Below are 17,128 nucleotides of genomic sequence, written 5' to 3' on the forward strand. Positions count from 1 at the left end.
GTGGGGGAGGGGCCGCCCGTCAGGCGGGGCGGTGGCCGGTGCTTCCTGTCAGGGGGAGCGAGAACCACACGGCTTTGCCTTCCTCGGCGAGCAAGGTGCCCCAGGTGGAGGCCAGTTGGTCGAGGAGGGCCAGGCCGCGGCCCGACTCCTCGTCGGGGCCCGCGGTCCTGGCGCGGGGCAGGACCGGGCTGCCGTCGCAGACCTCGATGTGGAGTTCGTCCCTGGTGCGCCGAAGGCGCAGCCGCAGCGGGTCGCAGGCGTGGCGCACCGAGTTGGACAGCAGCTCGGAGGCCAGCAGGCAGGCGGTGTCGGTGAGGGGCTCGCAGTCCCAGTCCAGCAGGGTGCGGCGTATGAACCGGCGTCCTTCCCCCACGCTGATGGGCTGCGCCGGAAGGACCGCGGACACGGCGGTCACCGGGGCGGGCGGGATGCGGGCCAGGAGCAGGGTCACGTCGTCGCTGTAGTCCTGGGGGTCGGGCAGCAGCGCGGTGAGAACGCAATCGGCGGCCTGCTCCAGGCAGGTCGTGTCGGCGACGGCCTTCTCCAGGGCGATGGCGAGGGCGTCGATCTGCAATTCGATGTCGCTGGTGGGGGTTTCCACCAGGCCGTCGGTGTAGAGAGCCAGGACCGAGCCCGGCGGTACGGTCAGCCGGGTCTCCTGGTGGGGTACGTCGCCGACGCCCAGCGGCACGCTGACGTCGACCGGGAGTCTGCGCACCTGGCCCGCGGGGTCCACCGCCAGCACCGGCAGATGGCCGGCCGAGCACACGGTCAGGGCGCTCTCGTCGGGGTCCAGCACCAGGTAGCAGCAGGTGACGAGCTGGTCGGGCAGTTCGCTGACGACCGCGTCCAGGGCCCGCATCAGCTGCCAGGGCGGCATGCCGGTCTTGGCCAGGGCATGGGAGGCCGAGCGGAGCTGGCCCATGACGGCGGCGGCCTCCAGGCCCCGGCCCATGACGTCCCCGATCAGCACTCCCATACGGCCGCCGCCCAGCGTGATCAGGTCGAACCAGTCACCGCCGACGCCCGGGCCCTGGCGTGCGGGGAAGTAGCGGCTGGAGGTGTCCATGCTGGGCAGGGGGGTGGGCGAGCCCATCAGGCTGCGTTGCAGGGTCAGTGCGGCGTGGCGCTGCTGTTCGTAGAGTTCGGCGAGTTGGCCTTCGGCTTCCTTGCGTTCGGTGACATCGCGGATGGCCGCGGAGACCAGGGTGCCTTCCGGGGTCTCCAGCGGGCTGAGGCTGATCTCGACCGGGAATTCGGCGCCGTCGCGGCGCAGCCCGTACAGCTCCAGTCCGGCGCCCATGGGACGCACGCGCCGGTTGTCGACGTAGCCGTGGCGGTGGGCGGGATGGTGATGGTGGAACCGCTGGGGGACCAGGATCTCCACCCGCTGCCCCAGGAGTTCCTCCCGCCGGTAGCCGAACAGGGCCTCGGTCTGCGCGTTGACCAGCTGGATGGTGCCGGTGTCGTCGACGATGACGATGGCGTCCGGCGCCGCTTCCAGGAGGGCACGGAAGCGTGCCTCTGCCGCCTTCCGCTCGCTGACGTCGCGTACGGCGGCGGAGATCAGCAGTCCGTCGGGGGTCTGGAGCGGGCTGATGCTGATCTCGACCGGGAACTCGGCACCGTCCCGGCGCAGCCCGTACAGGTCCAGGTCGGCGCCCATCGGGCGGACCTGCTGGTTGGCGGAGTAGCCCAGGCGGTGACCGGGGTGCTGAGCGCGGAAACGTTCTGGCACCAGCATCTCGATGGGACGGCCGAGCAGTTCGTTGCGGGGATGACCGAACAGGGCTTCGGTCTGGGCGTTGACCAGCCGGATGATGCCGGCGTCGTCCACGATCACCATGGCGTCGGGAGCCGCTTCAAGAAGCGCGCGAAACGGTTCCTCGGCCACCGGGATCATGCTGGAGTGGGTCTCACCACTGCCTGGTTCCATGCCGCATCTCAGCATCAACCGTGCGGAGATCGGGCGCCTTGTCGCGAAGTGACCGTTCGCGACATTTTGCGTCCGTCAGGGAGGTGTGGCTCCGTCAGATGTGGTCGTAACCCCTTGCGGGCGGCGGCGAGCCGGTACTCACCTCACCACGAGGGCGTCAGCCGACAGTCCACTGCCGGCTCGCCGCACCCGTGCCCGTCAGCCGGACCGAACGGTTGCCGACCGCCACCGACAACGTCCGCCTGCCCTTCGCCCGCGACATCGACGGCCCCATGGACCGCACCGTCCGCTGCGGCCAGTCCCGCGACCGGACCACCAACACCCACCGTGGTCCGTTCGCCTCGAACATTCCGCGAAGCCCGGCATGCGGGCTACGCGCTGCGGGGCGCGTCCTACCCAGACAGGGACCGACTGGGTAGATCGCTCCGCTCCGGACGCCTACGTGGGTAGGACTCGGTAGAACTACGCATTGAGGGCGGCGCCCCCCTGTTGCGATTCTCTTCGAGTGTCCGGCCCCGCCATCCGGCGGCGACACCGCCCCTCCGTCGACGCAGGTGGCCGCCAGGACATCGGATCAGGTTCCCCCGCCCCCGGCCCAGAAGCCACGAAGCGCGGGTGTTCGTCGATCGCCGCCGCACTCTCGCGTGTGCTCCCGGCGGCTGTCGACGGCGAAGGAGCTCGGAGAACCCCCGGTCCGGATCCCACACCGAACCCTCCCCTCCCCGGGGAGAACTGCGGCGGATCCCGCTCCCAGGCCCGCCCTCATGGAAGGAAGCACAATGAGAACGACGACCAGAACGAGACGCGTCGCCAGCCTGGTGGCCGGCGGCGCCCTCGCCATGATGGTGTCGCTGGGTGTTCCCACCGTCTCCTCCGCCGCCACCGGATCCCCCTCCCCGGCGCCTTCGCAGACGCTCAGCCAGTCGCAGTGGAAGAAGGTCGACTCGGTCGCCGACAAGCACTCCGCCCTCGGGGTCTTCGGAACCTCCGACGCGGTGCTCGCCCTGCCGGCCGGAACGTCCGCCGCCCAGCAGAGCGCGGCCAGGGCGGCGCTCCCCGCCACCGCCGACATCAAGGTCAGGACCAGCCAGTTCACCAAGAGCCAGCTGACCAAGATCGAGAAAACGGTCACGAACCGCAAGTGGAGCTCGGAGGCCGACAAGTACGGCGTCGGTGTCGAGTACAACGCGCAGAAGGACAAGATCCGGGTCATGACCGACGCTCCCGCGTCGGTGACGAAGGCACTGGTCGCCGCCTACCCGGGCAAGATCGAGATCCGTGGCACCCGCTGGACGCCCAGTGCGACCCGCTTCACCGACTGGGCACCCTTCTTCGGCGGAAACGCGCTGACCAAGGGCGACGGCGGCCTCTGCTCGGCCGGGTTCGCGATGCAGTTCCCCAACTCGGTCAACTCGTACATGACGACCGCGGCACACTGCTTCGGGTTCTGGACGAACATCTACAACAAGAACCCCGCGGGCGGCAACGGCGCGCTCGAAGGCCGGGTCAGCTTCAGGTTCGCGGACATCGACACCGAGCTGATCGGTGAGCAGACGTACACGGCGCAGATCTACAGCGGGTACTCGTGGGACAGCCAGGACAAGATGTTCGTCCATGGAACGCAGCAGTCCCAGCAGGGTCTCCAGGTGTGCGTGAGCGGCGCGAGGACCTTCCTGCACTGCGGCCACCCCATCTCCAACAACGACCTCTCCCTCTGCTACGGCGGCACCGACGTCTGCATCAAGAACGGGCAGGGCTTCGTCTATGAGCGCGGTGGGACCAACTGGCCCTGGTACAACAACGGCCAGCTCGCGATCCCGGGTGACTCCGGGGCTCCCATCTTCACCACCGACGGCACCTGGTCGGCGGCCTGGATCGTCGGCATGAACTCCGGCAACGGCAACGACTGCTGCGGCAACCCGGTGAACATGGTCGGCGTGAAGATCGGCGCGATTCAGAACTACTCGGGCGCCTACGTCATGACCCTGTAAGTGACGCAAGCCATGCAAGCCACGCAAGCCATGCAAGCCACGCAAGTCACGTAAGCGGCTCGCGAGTCGCTTCCGGTGTCCCTGACGGTGCCGGCCCCCGCAGTGGGCGGCACCGTCAGGGACCACCTCCCGGCCCGTCCCGGGCCCTCGAAGGACGTCAGTCCCCTCTGCGATCCGCGATCCGCGATCCGTGATCCGTGATCCGCGATCCGGCCGGGCATCGCCTCGACGAACCGGCCGTTCCTCTTCCCATCCAGGTTGCCCGCCGCGCGCCATCCCCAGATCGGAGCATCCCCATGGCCCACCTCAGCGACCCTCTCCACACCCCGGCCGTCGCCACCATTCCCATGAACCAGGGCGTGACGAAAAACCTCTCCTTCGTGGCGAGGTTCGGCGGCTGGCTGAGATCCGGTACGCCTTACCTCGGTCCGCTCGTCGCGAGCGCCGGGGGGCTGGTCATCCTGGCCCTCGCGCTCGGCGGCCCGTACATCGCCGACGGTGCCTCCCAGGCCCTGATGACCGGTGACTGGACGCTCCCTGTGACCTGGGCGGCCCTGATGCTCAAGATCGCCCTCACCGCCCTGTACGTCCTCCCGGTGCCCGTCGCCGGGTACATCGCCTACGGACTGGCCGGCCGGCAGGGCGTGATCCCCGGTCTCTTCGGCGGCTTCGCCGCCCTGGGCATCGAGGCGGGCGCCTTCGGCGGGCTGGTCGCGGGTCTCCTCGCGGGCACGGCCACCCTCGCCCTCGTACGGATCCCCGTGCCTCAGCGGATTCGTGAGATCACGACGACCGTGGTGGTCCCGATGGTGGCCGTGGTGTTCACCGGCGCCGTGATGTACGCGTTCGCCGGAACGGCGTTGAAAGCCCTGGTGGAGTGGTTGCAGACGGAGCTGACACAGGTGCAGTTCCACAACTTCGTCGCGCTCGGCCTGCTGCTCGGCGCGCTGGCGTGCAGCGACCTCGGCGGCCCCGTCGCCAAGGCGGCCGTCGCCTACGGCTCGGTCATGATGCAGACCTCGGACCCGTCGAAGCTCGCCCCGCAGAACATGGTCATCATGGCCGCCGTCGTGGCCGCCGGCATGGTCCCCCCGATCGCCCTGTCCCTCGCCACCCTGGTGCGCGGCAAGCTGTTCAGCGAGTCCGAACGGCGTTACGGCAAGGTGGCCTGGCTGTTCGGGCTGGCCTTCATCCCCGAGGGCACGGTCCCCTTCGCCCTCGCCGACCCGCTGCGCGTGCTGCCGGCCACCATGCTGGGCGGCGCCACCACCGGCAGCCTCGTCATGGTCTTCGGTACGAACATCTCGTACCCCTACGGAGGGGTCTTCGCCGCCACCCACATCGGCAAGCCGCTGCTGTTCGCCGTCGCCGTCCTGGCCGGCGTGTTCGTCACCACGGCGGTCACCGTCGGGCTCAAGAGCCTGCGGCGGACCGCTCCGGTGGCGGCGAAGCCGGTACGGGCCGCAGGCAACCGGAAGCGGGTCGTGGCGGCCGGCCGCGTCTGACCCGCACGGACCGGCACAGCTGAACCGGCCCCGGGCAGACGCCCCGAGGCCGGTTCAGCCGTCCGCACGCGTGGGTGTCTCACCCGCCCTCGCGCGAGGGCGACCGGCTCTCCGCCCACCAGGCCGCGATCTGGGCACGGCAGACGAAACCGAGCTTGGACAGGATCTTCGCGACATGGGTGTCCGCGGTCCGCGGCGAGAGCCCGAGCGCGCCGGCCACCTGCCGGTTGGTCATGCCCTTGGCCACCAGCGCGGCGACCTCCCGCTCCCGACGGCTCAGCCGGTCCGCGTCGTCGGGCCCGGCGGTACTCGGATCGACCGCACTGCCGCCGCCCGCGACGCTGCCCGTGACCGCGACGCTGCCGGTGCCGGTGCCGGTGCCGGTGCCGGTGCCGGTGTCCGTGCCGAGGGCGAGAGCGATGGCGCGGGCGGGACTGTCGTAGCGAAGGCCCTGGGCGAGGGCCTTCTCGTAGCCCGTGGGGCCCAGCACGCCCGCGACGGCTTCCTCGCACTGGGCGTGCAGCCCGCCCGAGGCGTTCGCGGCACAGACACCCGTGGCCCGTGACAACGCCCGCACCGCGCCCAGCAGTTCCGCCGCCCGCTCGTACTCGCCACGGGCCGCCGTGATCCGGGCGAAGACCTCCAGCGACATCACGGTGCCGGCGTAGTCGTTGAAGCCCCGGAGGATCTCCAGCGAGGCCCGGGTACGCGCCAGGCCCCTCTCCTCGTCGCCGCGGGCCCACAGAGCCAAGCCCAGTGCCCCAAGAGCGTAGGACCGGTAGAGGTGTTCGCCGTGCCGCTCCGCGACCTCCACCGCCCGCGCGCTGGTGTCCGAGGCCCCGGGGCAGCCGAGATGAACCTGGACGATGGCCCGCTGGAACAGCCAGAACAGCTCATCCGGGCCGTCTCCCGCGGGCCGCTGCGCGGCCAGGGCCGCGTCGTACCAGGACAAGGCCTCCAGCGGCTCTCCCCGGAAGGCGGCCAGCGCGCCGCGCAGGCCCTGGACGACGGGTTCGAGGGACCGGTCGGCGAGCCGCTCGCCCAACTCCTGGGCGGCGTCGAGTCGTTCCTCCGCTCCGGTGAGGTCGCCCTGAAGGAGCGCCACCCAGGCGGCGCACCACAGGGCCCTGGCCCGTACGGGGGTGGGGCGGGAGTCCATCGCGAGCAGACGGTCGAACTGCCGGCGCCCCTCGGTCAGAAAGCCGTCCGCGCACCAGTGGTACCGCAGGGCCACCGCCAGCCGGAGCGCGGCCTCACCGTCACCGTCGTCGCTTTCGGCGGGCGGACATTCCAGTACCGTCACGAGATCCGCGTGCTCGGCGCGCAGCCAGGCGAGCGCCTCCTGCTGGCCGGGCCCGAACCACCGGCCGGCGAGCCGTTCGGCGCGGTCCAGGTAGAAGTCCCGGTGCCGGCGCGTCATTCTCGGGTGCTCGCCGGACGCGGCCAGGCGCATGCGCCCGTACTCACGGATCGTCTCCAGCAGCCGGTAGCGGGGCGGTCCGTCCCCCTGGGTCATCAGGACGACGGACCGGGACACCAGCCGGTCCAGCAGGTCGATCACCAGGTGGCCCGCCAGTCCGTCGTCCGGGCACACCTCTTCGGCGGTGTCCAGCGTGAACCCGCCGGTGAACACCGACAGACGGTGCCACAGCACCCGCTCCGCCGGGGTGCACAGCTCGTAGCTCCATTCGATCATCCCGCGCAGCGTGCGCTGGCGTGGATGCGTGGTCCGGCAGCCCCCGGTCAGCAGCGCGAAGCGGTCCTCCAGCCGGTGCGCCAACTGCTCCACGGACAGCGTACGAAGCCGGGACGCCGCCAGTTCGATCGCCAGCGGCAGCCCGTCGAGGAGGGAGCACAGCCGGGCGGTCTCGGCCTGGTTCGCCTCCGTGAGGCGGAAGTCCGCCCCGAGCGCCGTCGCGCGGTCCCGCAACAACTCCACGGCTTCGTCGGGCACCGGCATCGGAGGGACGATGAAGACGTGCTCGCCGATGACGGAGAGCGTCTCGCGGCTCGTCACCAGCACCCGCAGCTTCGGGCAGGCCTTCAGCAGGGCGCCGGCCAGTTCGGCGGACGCCTCGACCACGTGTTCGCAGTTGTCCAGCACGATCAGTGCCCGATGCCGGGCCAGGTGCTCGGTGAGCCTGGCCAGATCCGACGTGGTGCGGCGGTCGGGAACCCGGAGCGTACTCGCGGCGGTGGCCGCCACCGCCGCCGGATCCCGGACCGAGGCCAGGTCCACGAGCCACACACCGTCCGGGAACGCCTTCCCGCTCGCCCCGGCGACGGCGAGCGCCAGCCTGGTCTTGCCGACACCGCCGATCCCGGTGAGCGTCACCAGCCGCACCGTGGTCAGCAGCCGGCGTATCTCGGTGATCTCCCGACGCCGCCCGACGAAGGCGGTCAGCGCGGCGGGCAGGTTGTCACCGGTGGGGGTCGCAACGGCGGCCGAAGCGGTCTTGGTCGAAGGAAGGTTCGACTCGGGTGCGTTCGTCATCGCCACCTTCCATGGAGTGCTTCCGTGAGGGGAGAGGCGTCGGATCCGGAAGCCCAACTCTGTGCGAAAGGCAGAGATCCATGGTTAAGGCGGACGAAATTCTGAGTCAACAGGCTGTATGTCCGATGATGTGCTGACTCTGTGGAACGAAACGGCTACCCGACCCCGAAGCCCGGTGAGGGCAGGCTAGGCCAGGGCAGGCCAGGGCAGGCCAGGGCAGGCCAGGGCAGGCCAGGGCAGGCCAGGGCAGGTCAGGGCAGGTCAGGGCAGGGCAGGTCAGGGCAGGCCGGGCGGGTCGGGGCAAGGCCGAGCCGCCTACGCCTTGGGCGCCGCCTGCTCCCCCGACCCCCGGACGATCAACCGAGTGGACACGGTGATGGTGCGAGCCCGGGTGCGATCGCCGTCGAGCCGGGTCAGGGCGGTGGTCGCCGCTGCCCTGCCGAGTTCTTCCGCGTCCTGGGCGACGACGGTCAGGGCCGGTTCGAGTGCCTCGGCGAGCGACAGGTCGTCGAAGGCGACGACGGCGACGTCCTTGCGTTTGCTGCGGGCGAGTTCGGCGACTATGCCCATCGCCACGATGTTGTTGCCGGCGAACAGGGCCGTCGGGGGATCGGGAAGGCGCAGGAGCTGGGCGGTCGCCGCCTCGGCGTCCCGCTGGTCGTGGGCGTTGACGACGAGTGAGCGGTCGTAGGGGATGTCGGCCTCCTGCAACGCCGAGCGGTAGCCGGCCAGCCGCTCCCGGCGCGTGTACAGCTTCAGGGGCAGGTCGCCGACGAAACCGAGGCGCCGGTGCCCGTGGGCGACGAGGTGGGCGACGCCGTCGTGGGCTCCGGCGCGGTTGGAGCTGACGATGCTGTCCGTGGCGAGTCCGACTCCGGGCCGGTCGAGGAAGATCACCGGCAGTCCGGCCGTACGGTGGGACTTGAGGTGGGCGTGGTCGGCGCCGACGGACGGTACGACGATCAGGATGCTGACCCGCCGGGCGAGGAACTTGTCAGTGAGCGCGCGTTCGCGTTCGGGGTCGTCCGCTGAGGAGCCCATCAGCAAGGTCAGGCCCCGGTCGCGGACCGTGTCCTCGATGCTTCGGGCCACGGCCCCGAAGAAGGGGTTCCCGAGGTCGGGGACGACCAGTCCGACCGTGGTGTCGGGCCCGCCGACGCGGATGTTGCGGGCCATGAGGTTCGGCTGGAAGCCGAGCCTGGCCACCGCGGCGAGCACCTGCTCCCTGGTCTGTGCGGAGGCGGGCCCGTCCTCGTTGAGGACCCGGGAGACCGTCTTGGCGCTGACACCGACCTCGCGGGCGACATCGGTCAGGGTGGGGCGGCGGTTCGCTGCCATGGAGAAACCGTCCTGTGGGCTCCGGTTCCGGCCGCGGCCTCGGCCGGACACCAGGAGATCCGGGTTGTGCTGTCAGGTGGCCTGGACTCCGGCGGCCTTCGCCGCCTCGGAATCCGCTACGACAGTATCTCCGGCCGCGTCGACGGTCAGAGCGCCGGTCATGATGGCGACGACCTCGGCCATGGAGTAGTCGGAGGGCTTGATCACGGCGGCGCGCCGGCCGAGGCGGTGCACGTGGATCCGGTCCGCGATCTCGAAGACGTGCGGCATGTTGTGGCTGATCAGGACGACCGGCATGCCCTTGTCGCGGACCCTGCGGATCAGGTCCAGAACCTGCCCCGACTCCTTGACGCCGAGAGCGGCCGTCGGCTCGTCCATGACGACGACACTGCTGGCCCAGGCGACGGACCGGGCGACCGCGACGGCCTGCCGCTGCCCGCCGGAGAGCGTCTCCACCGACTGCGTCAGCGAGCGCAGACCGATCTTCAGGTCGGCCATGTGCTCGGCGGCCTCCTGGCGCATGCGCTTCTTGTCGAGCATCCGGAAGACACTGCCGAGGACGCCGGGGCGGCGCAGTTCGCGCCCCAGGAACATGTTCGAGGCGATGTCCATGGAGGCGGCCACGGCGAGATCCTGATACACCGTCTCGATGCCGTGGGCGCGAGCGCTCTGCGGACCGGAGAAGGTGATGGGCTCGCCGTTGAGGCGTATCTCGCCCGAGTCCGGGGTCACGGCACCCGTGAGCGCCTTGATCAGACTGGTCTTGCCGGCGCCGTTGTCACCGATGACGGCGAGGACCTCGCCGGGCAGCAGGTCGAAGTCGGCGCCGTCGATGGCGGTGACCTGGCCGTACCGCTTGACCAGACCACGGGCCTGAAGGACGGGCGTGGGGGAGGAGTTGGCGGTCATCGGGCCTTCTTCCGGGAGAGCTGGTCGACGGTCACCGCGAGGATCACCAGGACTCCGGTGATCAGGGTCTGGTAGATGGACGCGACGCCCATCAACTGGAGCCCGTTGCGGAAGACGCCCACGATGAGGACGCCGATGAAGGTGCCGAGCACCGAGCCGCGTCCGCCGAAGAGGCTGGTGCCGCCGAGGACCACGGCCGTGATGCTGTCGAGGTTGTCGGTCTGCCCGGCCTGCGGGTCACCCACTCCGGTACGGGAGATGAGCAGCAGGGCGGCGATGCCGTACAGCAGACCGGCCACGGTGTAGATGCCGATGGTGAGGCGGGAGGTACGGATGCCGTTCAGCCGCGCGGCCTCGGCGCTGTTGCCGAGCGCGTACACGTGGCGCCCCCAGCCGGTGTTGCTCAGCGAGTAGGCGAGCAGGAGGAAAAGGCCGATGGTGACGAGGGAGCCGTAGGTGATGTCGGTGTGGCCGAGGGGGAAGGTCTCGCCGAGGGCGGTCAGCGGCCCGGGCAGGTTGCTGACCGTCTGCTCCTCGGAGTAGATGTGGGTCAGTGCGAACGCCACGTTGAGCATGCCGAGGGTGACGATGAACGGCGGCAGCGGGATCTTCTGCACCAGCAGCCCGTTGACCAGCCCGAACCCTCCGCAGACCGCGATGCCCAGGGCGATGGCGACGAGCGGGGGCAGGGAGCCCTCGGCGGCCATCTTGGCGATCACGATGCTGCCGAACGCCATCACCGCCCCGCACGACAGGTCGATACCGGCGGTCAGGATGATCAGCGTCTGCCCGATGGCGAGGGTGCCCACGACCATGACCTGCTGCACGATCAGCGAGAAGTTCCCGCCGGTCAGGAACTGTTCGGTCGAGAGCGAGAAGAAGGCGCACGCCAGAAGAAGGGCGACCAGCGGTCCGGTGGTCGGCGCCGTGAGCAGTCTGCGGACCGTGGTCGGCGCTTTGAGCTCCGAGTACGGGGTGGTCGTGGCTGTCATGCGAAGTCCTTGTCGGAAGACAGATGTCCTTGTCGGCGGGCGGGGGAACTGTGCGGCGGGGGCGCCTGTGGTTCGGATGAAGGCCGCTCGGAGGCGAAGGCCGCCCGGAGCTGAAGGCCGCCCCGCAGGGGCGCCTTCAGGGGCGCGGGGCTGTGTCGATGTGCGGCTCCGCCGCGCGGGCGCGACCAGCCCCCACCGGACCCGCAGCAAACCACCGCGCCCCCAGCGGAGCGCCCCGCTCAGCCCCAGCAGTTCTCCAGGCCGTACCCGGTGTCCTTCGAGTCCACCCCGCCCTGCGCCTTGTCGCTGATCAGCGTGACCCCGGTGTCGGTGTACCCGGACGCCTTCTTCCCGTCCTTGGCGAACGTCACGACGGCCTTGACCCCCTCCGCGGCCATCTTCAGCGGATACTGCTGCGAAGTCGCGGCGATCTTGCCGTCCTTGACGGCCTGGGTGCCGGTGCAGCCGCCGTCGACGGAGACGATCAGTACGTCCTTCTCCCGGCCCTTGGCCTTCAGCGCGGTGTACGCGCCCAGCGCGGCCGGCTCGTTGATGGTGTAGACGACGTTGATGTCCGGCTCCTTCTGGAGGCAGTTCTCCATCGCCGTCTGGCCCTTGGCCTGGTCACCACCCGTGTCCTGGGCGCACACGACGTCCTTCTCGGCGGCGCCGAAGCCCTTCAGGAACCCGTCGTGGCGCTGGACGCCGACGGAGACGCCCGGCGCGAGGTCGAGCGCGGCTATCTTCGCCGTCTTGCCCTTCATCGCGGCCTTGGCGTACTCGCCGATCAGCTCACCGGCCTTGAGGTTGTCGGTGGCGAAGAGTGCGTCGACCGCGCTCTGCGGGTCGGTCGGGGTGTCCAGGGCGATGACCAGGACGCCCTTGGCGCGGGCCTTCTCGATCGCGGGCACGATCGCCTTGGAGTCGCTCGGGGTGATCAGGATGCCCTTGACCCCGGCGGCGACCATGTTCTCGATGGCGGTGACCTGCCCGGCGTTGTCGCCGTCGAACTTGCCCGCTGCGGTGGACAGTTGGGCGCCGTTCTCCTTGGCGGCCTGCTCCGCGCCCTCCTTCATCTTCACGAAGAACGGGTTGGTGTCGGTCTTGGTGATCAGGCCGACCTTGACCGCGCCCGAGCCGGAGCCGGAACTCGGCGAGCCCGATCCGGAGCCGGCGCCGGGGCCGCAGGCCGTCAGGGTGAGGGCCGCGACGCCCGAGACCGCCGCGACTCTGACGAGGGTGGAGGACAGGCGAGTGGTGCGAGACATGATCGACTCCTGTGGGATAGGGAGCGGCACGGAGTTGGGGCCTGAGCACGCCCCCCAGGAGTGTCATCGTTGACTTATGTCATCGTTGACACCGCCTGGCGAGGATGATGGACTCCGCCTCCCGGAAACGTCAATGCCTTGCGCTCGTCACAAATCGGCAAACGTCCACGGGCCCGCCGCCCACCAGGCTGTCCGGCAGCCGTCCTCCGACGTGACCGGTGAGCCCGTACGCCCGTACGCCCGTCAGAGGAGAGCCGCCCATGAGCCCGTGCCAGATCACCGTCCTGGGGGAGTGCGTCGCGGACGCGTTCGCCGAGCCCACGAGCCCCTCGAACGTGCCCCTGAACGAGCCCCTGAACAAGCCCATGAACGAACCGGCGAACGAAGCCGCAAACGAACCGGCGAACGAACCCGCGAGCCCCTCGTACGAACTCACCCTGCGCGTCCTGCCGGGCGGCGGACCTGCGAATACGGCGGTTTCCCTGGCCCGGCTCGGCACCCCGGCCCGCTTCCTCGCCCGTCTGTCGGGCGACGTGTTCGGCCGCCTGTTCCGCGCCCATCTGGAGTCGTCCGGGGTGGACCTGTCGGACGCCGTCCAGGCGGCGGAGCCCAGCACGCTCGCCGTGGCGGAGCTGGACGCCCGGGGCCAGGCCGCGTTCTCCTTCCACGCCCGGAACACGGCCGACTGGCAGTGGACGCCGGAGGAACTGGCCGGTGTCGACATGTCCGAAACCGCATGCCTGCACACCGGCTCCCTGGCCCTGGTCCAGCAGCCCGGTGCGACGGCGGTCGAGGACTTCCTGGCGGCGGCGGCCCCTCGTACGACCATCAGCATCGACCCCAATGTCCGGCCACTGCTGGTCCACCCCGACGTCTACCGGGCCCGGCTCGCGCACTGGTGCGCCCTCGCCGACGTGCTGCGACTGAGCGAGGACGACCTGGAACTCCTGCTGCCGGGCACCCCGCCCGAGCAGGCGTGCGACCTCTGGCACGCGGCCGGGGCCCGGCTCGTCGTGATCACGCTCGGTGCCGAAGGCGCGCTGGCCTCGCTCGACGGCGAACGGGTCCGGGTGCCCGCCGTCCCGGTGGACGTCGTCGACACGGTCGGGGCGGGCGACTCCTTCACCGCCGGACTGCTGCACCACCTCGGCACTCGCGGGCTGCTGGGCGGCCGGCTGACGGATCTCGGCCTGGACGACGTCGAGGAAGCCTGCCGCTTCGGCGCCCGCGTAGCGGCCCTGACCTGCTCGGTAGCCGGCCCCAACCCGCCGTGGCAGCACCAGCTCGGGCAGCTCGCCGGGGCCGACCGCGCCTGACGGGCGAACACATGGCGAACCTGCGGCTCAACAGACCATGACTGCCGAAGCGTTGACGCACCGGCCGGGTTGCGTTCATCATCGGGCCACTCGGTGTCATCGATGACACAAGTCAACGATGACACTTCCTTGCCGACGCCGTGGACGACGGCGTCGGCAAGGGCGTCATTTTCGGCCGGACCCGCACCGTGCGGCAGGCAGGCTCCGCCGCACGGACGGCCGTAGCACAGGAGGCACCATGAGCCTTGGACGTGTATCCCGGCATGCCCGCACCCGGATGATCGGGGCGGTGGTGGCGACGGCGGCGACGGTCTGTGCCCTGTCAGCCACCCCGCTCGCCCCGCTCGCCGCGCTCGCACCCCAGGCCGTGGCCGCCGACACCCCGCCGTACTCCGAGACCTACCGGCCCCAGTTCCACTTCACGCCGCAGAAGAACTGGATGAACGACCCCAACGGCCTCGTGTACTACAAGGGCGAATATCACCTCTTCTACCAGTACAACCCCAACGGCAACTCCTGGGGAGACATGTCCTGGGGCCACGCGGTCAGCAAGGACCTGGTGCACTGGCAGGAACTGCCGCTCGCCCTCTCGCACGACGACAAGGAGATGGTGTTCTCCGGCGGCGCGGTCGTCGACCGGGACAACACCACGGGGTTCGGCACGAAGAAGAACCCGCCCATGGTGGCGATCTACACCAGCAACAACAACGCCACGGGCATCCAGTCGCAGTCGCTCGCGTACAGCACCGACCGGGGCCGTACCTGGACGAAGTACCAGGGCAACCCCGTCATCGACATCGGCTCCAAGGACTTCCGCGACCCGAAGGTCCAGTGGTACGCGCCGACGAAGAGCTGGCTGATGACGGTGTCGATGTCCGCCGAGCACAAGGTGCGCTTCTACTCGTCGAAGAACCTCAAGGACTGGACCGCGCAGAGCGAGTTCGGCCCGGCGGGCGCGACGGGCGGCGTGTGGGAGTGCCCGGACCTGTTCCCGCTCGCGGTCGACGGGAACAAGAAGAAGACCAAGTGGGTCCTGGTCGTCAACATCAACCCCGGTGGAATCGCCGGTGGTTCGGCCGCCCAGTACTTCGTAGGCGATTTCGACGGCAACAAATTCACCGCCGACGACAAGGGCACGTACACCCCGCCCGCGGGCACGGTGACGCAGGACTTCGAGGGCGCGGACTTCGGTACGTGGACGACGACCGGCAGCGCGTTCGGCGCCGGACCGGCGGCCGGCGCGGTGGACGGCCAGGGCGCGGTCGACGGCTTCGACGGCAGGGGCCTGGCCAACAGCTTCCACGCGGGCGACGCCACCACAGGCACCCTCACGTCGCCCGAATTCACGGTCGGCAGCGCCTACTTGAACTTCAAGGTGGGCGGCGGACGCCACCCGCACGTGGACGGCACGGTCATGGAACAGGGCCCCCCGCCTGCGGGCACAATCCTCGCGGACTTCGAGGGCGGCACCTACGGCGACTGGACGACGACCGGGGACGCCTTCGGCTCGGCACCGGCCAACGGCACACTCCCCAACCAGCAGCAGGTCTCCGGCTTCCTGGGCGGCGGCCTGGTCAACTCCTACCTGAACGGCGACTCCACGACGGGCACGCTCACGTCACCCGAGTTCACCATCGCCAAGAAGTACGTCAACTTCCTTGTGGGCGGCGGCAATCACCCCGTCGGCTCGGCCGACCCGACCGCGATCGAACTGCTCGTGGACGGCCAGGTGGTCCGCAGCGCCACCGGAAAGAACTCCGAGGCGCTCGACTGGGCCTCCTGGAACGTCGGCGACCTCGCGGGCAAGAAGGCGCGCATCAGGATCGTCGACGAGAACACCGGCGGCTGGGGCCACCTCGACGTCGACCACATCATGCTCTCCGACACCAAGGCCCAGCCGGTCTCCCAGGAGACGTCCGTCAACCTGATCGTCGACGGCAAGGTGGTCCGCAGCGCCACCGGCGCCAACAGCGAGACCCTGGACTGGGCGTCCTTCGACCTGCGCGCTTACGCAGGCAAGAAGGCGAGGATCCAGCTCGTAGACATGAACAGGTCCGGCTGGGGCCACATCCTGGCCGACCGGTTCACCACCGCCGACACGGCCGCGAGGTCCATCGTCCAGCGCGCCGACTGGGCCGACTACGGCAAGGACTACTACGCGGCGGTGTCCTGGGAGGACGCGCCCGACGGCAAGCGGTACATGATCGGCTGGATGAACAACTGGGACTACGGCGGCGCCGTCCCCACCTCCCCCTGGCGCGGCGCGCAGGGCGTCCCCCGGGAGATGGCCCTGCGTACGGTCGACGGCCGCGTCCGGCTGACCAGCAAGCCGGTCGACAGCCTGGAGACCCTCAGGGAGAAGAGCCCGGCGACAGCGTCACCCATGACCGTCAAGAACACCACGAAGACGCTCATCGGCTCGGCGGCCAGGGGCAAGGCACTCGACATCGAGGCGACCTTCTCCCTCAAGGACGCCGACGCCGACCGCTTCGGTCTGAAGGTACGCACCGGCGCGAACGGCGACGAGACGGTCATCGGCTACGACACCACGACACAGGAGCTGTACGTCGACCGCACCCACTCCGGCGCCGTCGACTTCGACAGCACCTTCCCGGGCATCCAGACGGCACCGCTGAAGGCCAAGAACGGCAAGGTGAAGCTGCGGATCCTGGTCGACTGGTCCTCGGTCGAGGTCTTCGGCGGCACCGGCGAGGCCGTGATCACCGACCAGATCTTCCCGGCCCCGGCCAGCCAGGGGGTGCAGGTCTTCGCGGAGAACGGCTCGGCGAAGCTGGACAGGGCGGTGGTCTGGCACCTCGACCCGGCCCACAAGTAACGCGAAACGAAGAATGAGGAGAACGAGTCCGTGAAGAAGACCTTGCTGGCCGAGTTCACCGCCCGAGAGGGAGCGGAGGACGAGGTAGCCCGCCTGATCAGCGACTACGCCCTGAAGGTACGCGAGGAAGAGGGCAACCTGGCCTTCGACGTCTACACCAAGGCAGCGGCCCCGCGCGCCTTCTGGATCTTCGAGGTGTACGAGGACGAGGAAGCCTTCCAGGCACACCTGAAGGCACCGTACGGCGCCCCGTTCAACGCGGTCCTCACCCCGCTGATCGAGGAGGACGCCTCGGTGCTGACATTCCTCGATCCGGTGACGTGAGTGACCTGACCTGACCTGACCTGACCTGACCTGACGTGACCTGATCCGACGTCGGCCGGGCCCGCGCCGCGGGCCCGGCACCGGCGCGTCGTCATGCCGCTGTCCGCTTTCTCCGGGCCTGCCCACCACGAGCCCGACCGCCCTGGCCCCGCCCTGCCAGCCCCCGCGCTGCCTGGCCCCGTCCGGCCTGTCCGGGCGAGGCCGAAAACCGTCGCTGTC

At 70.0% G+C, this 17,128-nt stretch carries 11 protein-coding genes; 5 read left to right on the forward strand and 6 right to left on the reverse strand.

What is annotated here, in order from left to right:
* Positions 1 to 19: 19 nt before the first annotated feature.
* A complete protein-coding gene (locus AOK08_RS43380) occupies positions 20 to 1,936 on the reverse strand; it encodes a PAS domain S-box protein (RefSeq protein ID WP_079054154.1) in 1,917 nt (638 codons plus the stop codon).
* 779 nt (positions 1,937 to 2,715) lie between these two features.
* On the opposite strand from AOK08_RS43380, the gene AOK08_RS20465 reads away from it, so the two are divergent.
* On the forward strand, positions 2,716 to 3,927 hold the full coding sequence (locus AOK08_RS20465; protein ID WP_157876738.1) for a chymotrypsin family serine protease: 1,212 nt from the start codon (positions 2,716 to 2,718) through the stop codon (positions 3,925 to 3,927).
* A gap of 296 nt (positions 3,928 to 4,223) precedes the next feature.
* Positions 4,224 to 5,432, forward strand: a complete 1,209-nt coding sequence (locus tag AOK08_RS20470) for a fructose-specific PTS transporter subunit EIIC (RefSeq protein WP_055527933.1) — start codon at positions 4,224 to 4,226, stop codon at positions 5,430 to 5,432.
* Positions 5,433 to 5,511: 79 nt separating this feature from the next.
* Here AOK08_RS20470 and AOK08_RS20475 read toward each other — a convergent pair whose 3' ends face one another.
* The 5 genes from AOK08_RS20475 to AOK08_RS20495 all read right to left on the reverse strand — a co-directional run bounded on the left by AOK08_RS20475 (position 5,512) and on the right by AOK08_RS20495 (position 12,433).
* On the reverse strand, positions 5,512 to 7,926 hold the full coding sequence (locus AOK08_RS20475; protein WP_055527934.1) for an ATP-binding protein: 2,415 nt from the start codon (positions 7,924 to 7,926) through the stop codon (positions 5,512 to 5,514).
* Between the two features lie 315 nt (positions 7,927 to 8,241).
* Positions 8,242 to 9,264 carry a LacI family DNA-binding transcriptional regulator gene (locus tag AOK08_RS20480; RefSeq protein ID WP_055527938.1) on the reverse strand — a complete coding sequence of 341 codons (1,023 nt, stop codon included), beginning with the start codon at positions 9,262 to 9,264 and terminating at the stop codon, positions 8,242 to 8,244.
* 72 nt (positions 9,265 to 9,336) lie between these two features.
* Positions 9,337 to 10,173, reverse strand: coding sequence for an ATP-binding cassette domain-containing protein (locus tag AOK08_RS20485; protein WP_055527943.1), 837 nt, complete (start codon positions 10,171 to 10,173; stop codon positions 9,337 to 9,339).
* The gene (locus AOK08_RS20490; RefSeq protein WP_055527945.1) at positions 10,170 to 11,165 is read right to left on the reverse strand and encodes an ABC transporter permease; all 996 of its coding nucleotides are present in this window, start codon (positions 11,163 to 11,165) and stop codon (positions 10,170 to 10,172) included. The genes AOK08_RS20485 and AOK08_RS20490 overlap by 4 nt, the downstream gene beginning before the upstream one ends.
* Positions 11,166 to 11,404: 239 nt before the next feature.
* Positions 11,405 to 12,433 carry a sugar ABC transporter substrate-binding protein gene (locus AOK08_RS20495; protein WP_055527948.1) on the reverse strand — a complete coding sequence of 343 codons (1,029 nt, stop codon included), beginning with the start codon at positions 12,431 to 12,433 and terminating at the stop codon, positions 11,405 to 11,407.
* Between the two features lie 260 nt (positions 12,434 to 12,693).
* On the opposite strand from AOK08_RS20495, the gene AOK08_RS20500 reads away from it, so the two are divergent.
* The 3 genes from AOK08_RS20500 to AOK08_RS20510 all read left to right on the forward strand — a co-directional run bounded on the left by AOK08_RS20500 (position 12,694) and on the right by AOK08_RS20510 (position 16,909).
* On the forward strand, positions 12,694 to 13,749 hold the full coding sequence (locus AOK08_RS20500) for a carbohydrate kinase family protein (protein ID WP_055527950.1): 1,056 nt from the start codon (positions 12,694 to 12,696) through the stop codon (positions 13,747 to 13,749).
* Positions 13,750 to 13,987: 238 nt separating this feature from the next.
* Entirely contained in the window at positions 13,988 to 16,585 is a 2,598-nt protein-coding gene (locus AOK08_RS20505; RefSeq protein ID WP_055527952.1) for a glycoside hydrolase family 32 protein, read from the forward strand.
* 30 nt (positions 16,586 to 16,615) lie between these two features.
* The gene (locus AOK08_RS20510; RefSeq protein ID WP_055527954.1) at positions 16,616 to 16,909 is read left to right on the forward strand and encodes a putative quinol monooxygenase; all 294 of its coding nucleotides are present in this window, start codon (positions 16,616 to 16,618) and stop codon (positions 16,907 to 16,909) included.
* The last annotated feature ends 219 nt before the right edge of the window (positions 16,910 to 17,128 follow it).

The sequence above is a fragment of the Streptomyces graminilatus genome (genome assembly GCF_001418565.1).
GTDB classification, from domain to species: Bacteria; Actinomycetota; Actinomycetes; order Streptomycetales; family Streptomycetaceae; genus Streptomyces; species Streptomyces graminilatus.

What these genes read in the sequence shown, in the direction of transcription:
- AOK08_RS20470 (WP_055527933.1), top strand. Translation starts at nt 4,224, where the DNA reads ATGGCCCACCTCAGCGACCCTCTCCACACCCCGGCCGTCGCCACCATT.
- AOK08_RS20475 (WP_055527934.1), bottom strand. Translation starts at nt 7,926, where the DNA reads ATGACGAACGCACCCGAGTCGAACCTTCCTTCGACCAAGACCGCTTCG.
- AOK08_RS20495 (WP_055527948.1), bottom strand. Translation starts at nt 12,433, where the DNA reads ATGTCTCGCACCACTCGCCTGTCCTCCACCCTCGTCAGAGTCGCGGCG.
- AOK08_RS20490 (WP_055527945.1), bottom strand. Translation starts at nt 11,165, where the DNA reads ATGACAGCCACGACCACCCCGTACTCGGAGCTCAAAGCGCCGACCACG.
- AOK08_RS20465 (WP_157876738.1), top strand. Translation starts at nt 2,716, where the DNA reads ATGAGAACGACGACCAGAACGAGACGCGTCGCCAGCCTGGTGGCCGGC.
- AOK08_RS20485 (WP_055527943.1), bottom strand. Translation starts at nt 10,173, where the DNA reads ATGACCGCCAACTCCTCCCCCACGCCCGTCCTTCAGGCCCGTGGTCTG.
- AOK08_RS20505 (WP_055527952.1), top strand. Translation starts at nt 13,988, where the DNA reads ATGAGCCTTGGACGTGTATCCCGGCATGCCCGCACCCGGATGATCGGG.
- AOK08_RS20500 (WP_055527950.1), top strand. Translation starts at nt 12,694, where the DNA reads ATGAGCCCGTGCCAGATCACCGTCCTGGGGGAGTGCGTCGCGGACGCG.
- AOK08_RS43380 (WP_079054154.1), bottom strand. Translation starts at nt 1,936, where the DNA reads ATGGAACCAGGCAGTGGTGAGACCCACTCCAGCATGATCCCGGTGGCC.
- AOK08_RS20480 (WP_055527938.1), bottom strand. Translation starts at nt 9,264, where the DNA reads ATGGCAGCGAACCGCCGCCCCACCCTGACCGATGTCGCCCGCGAGGTC.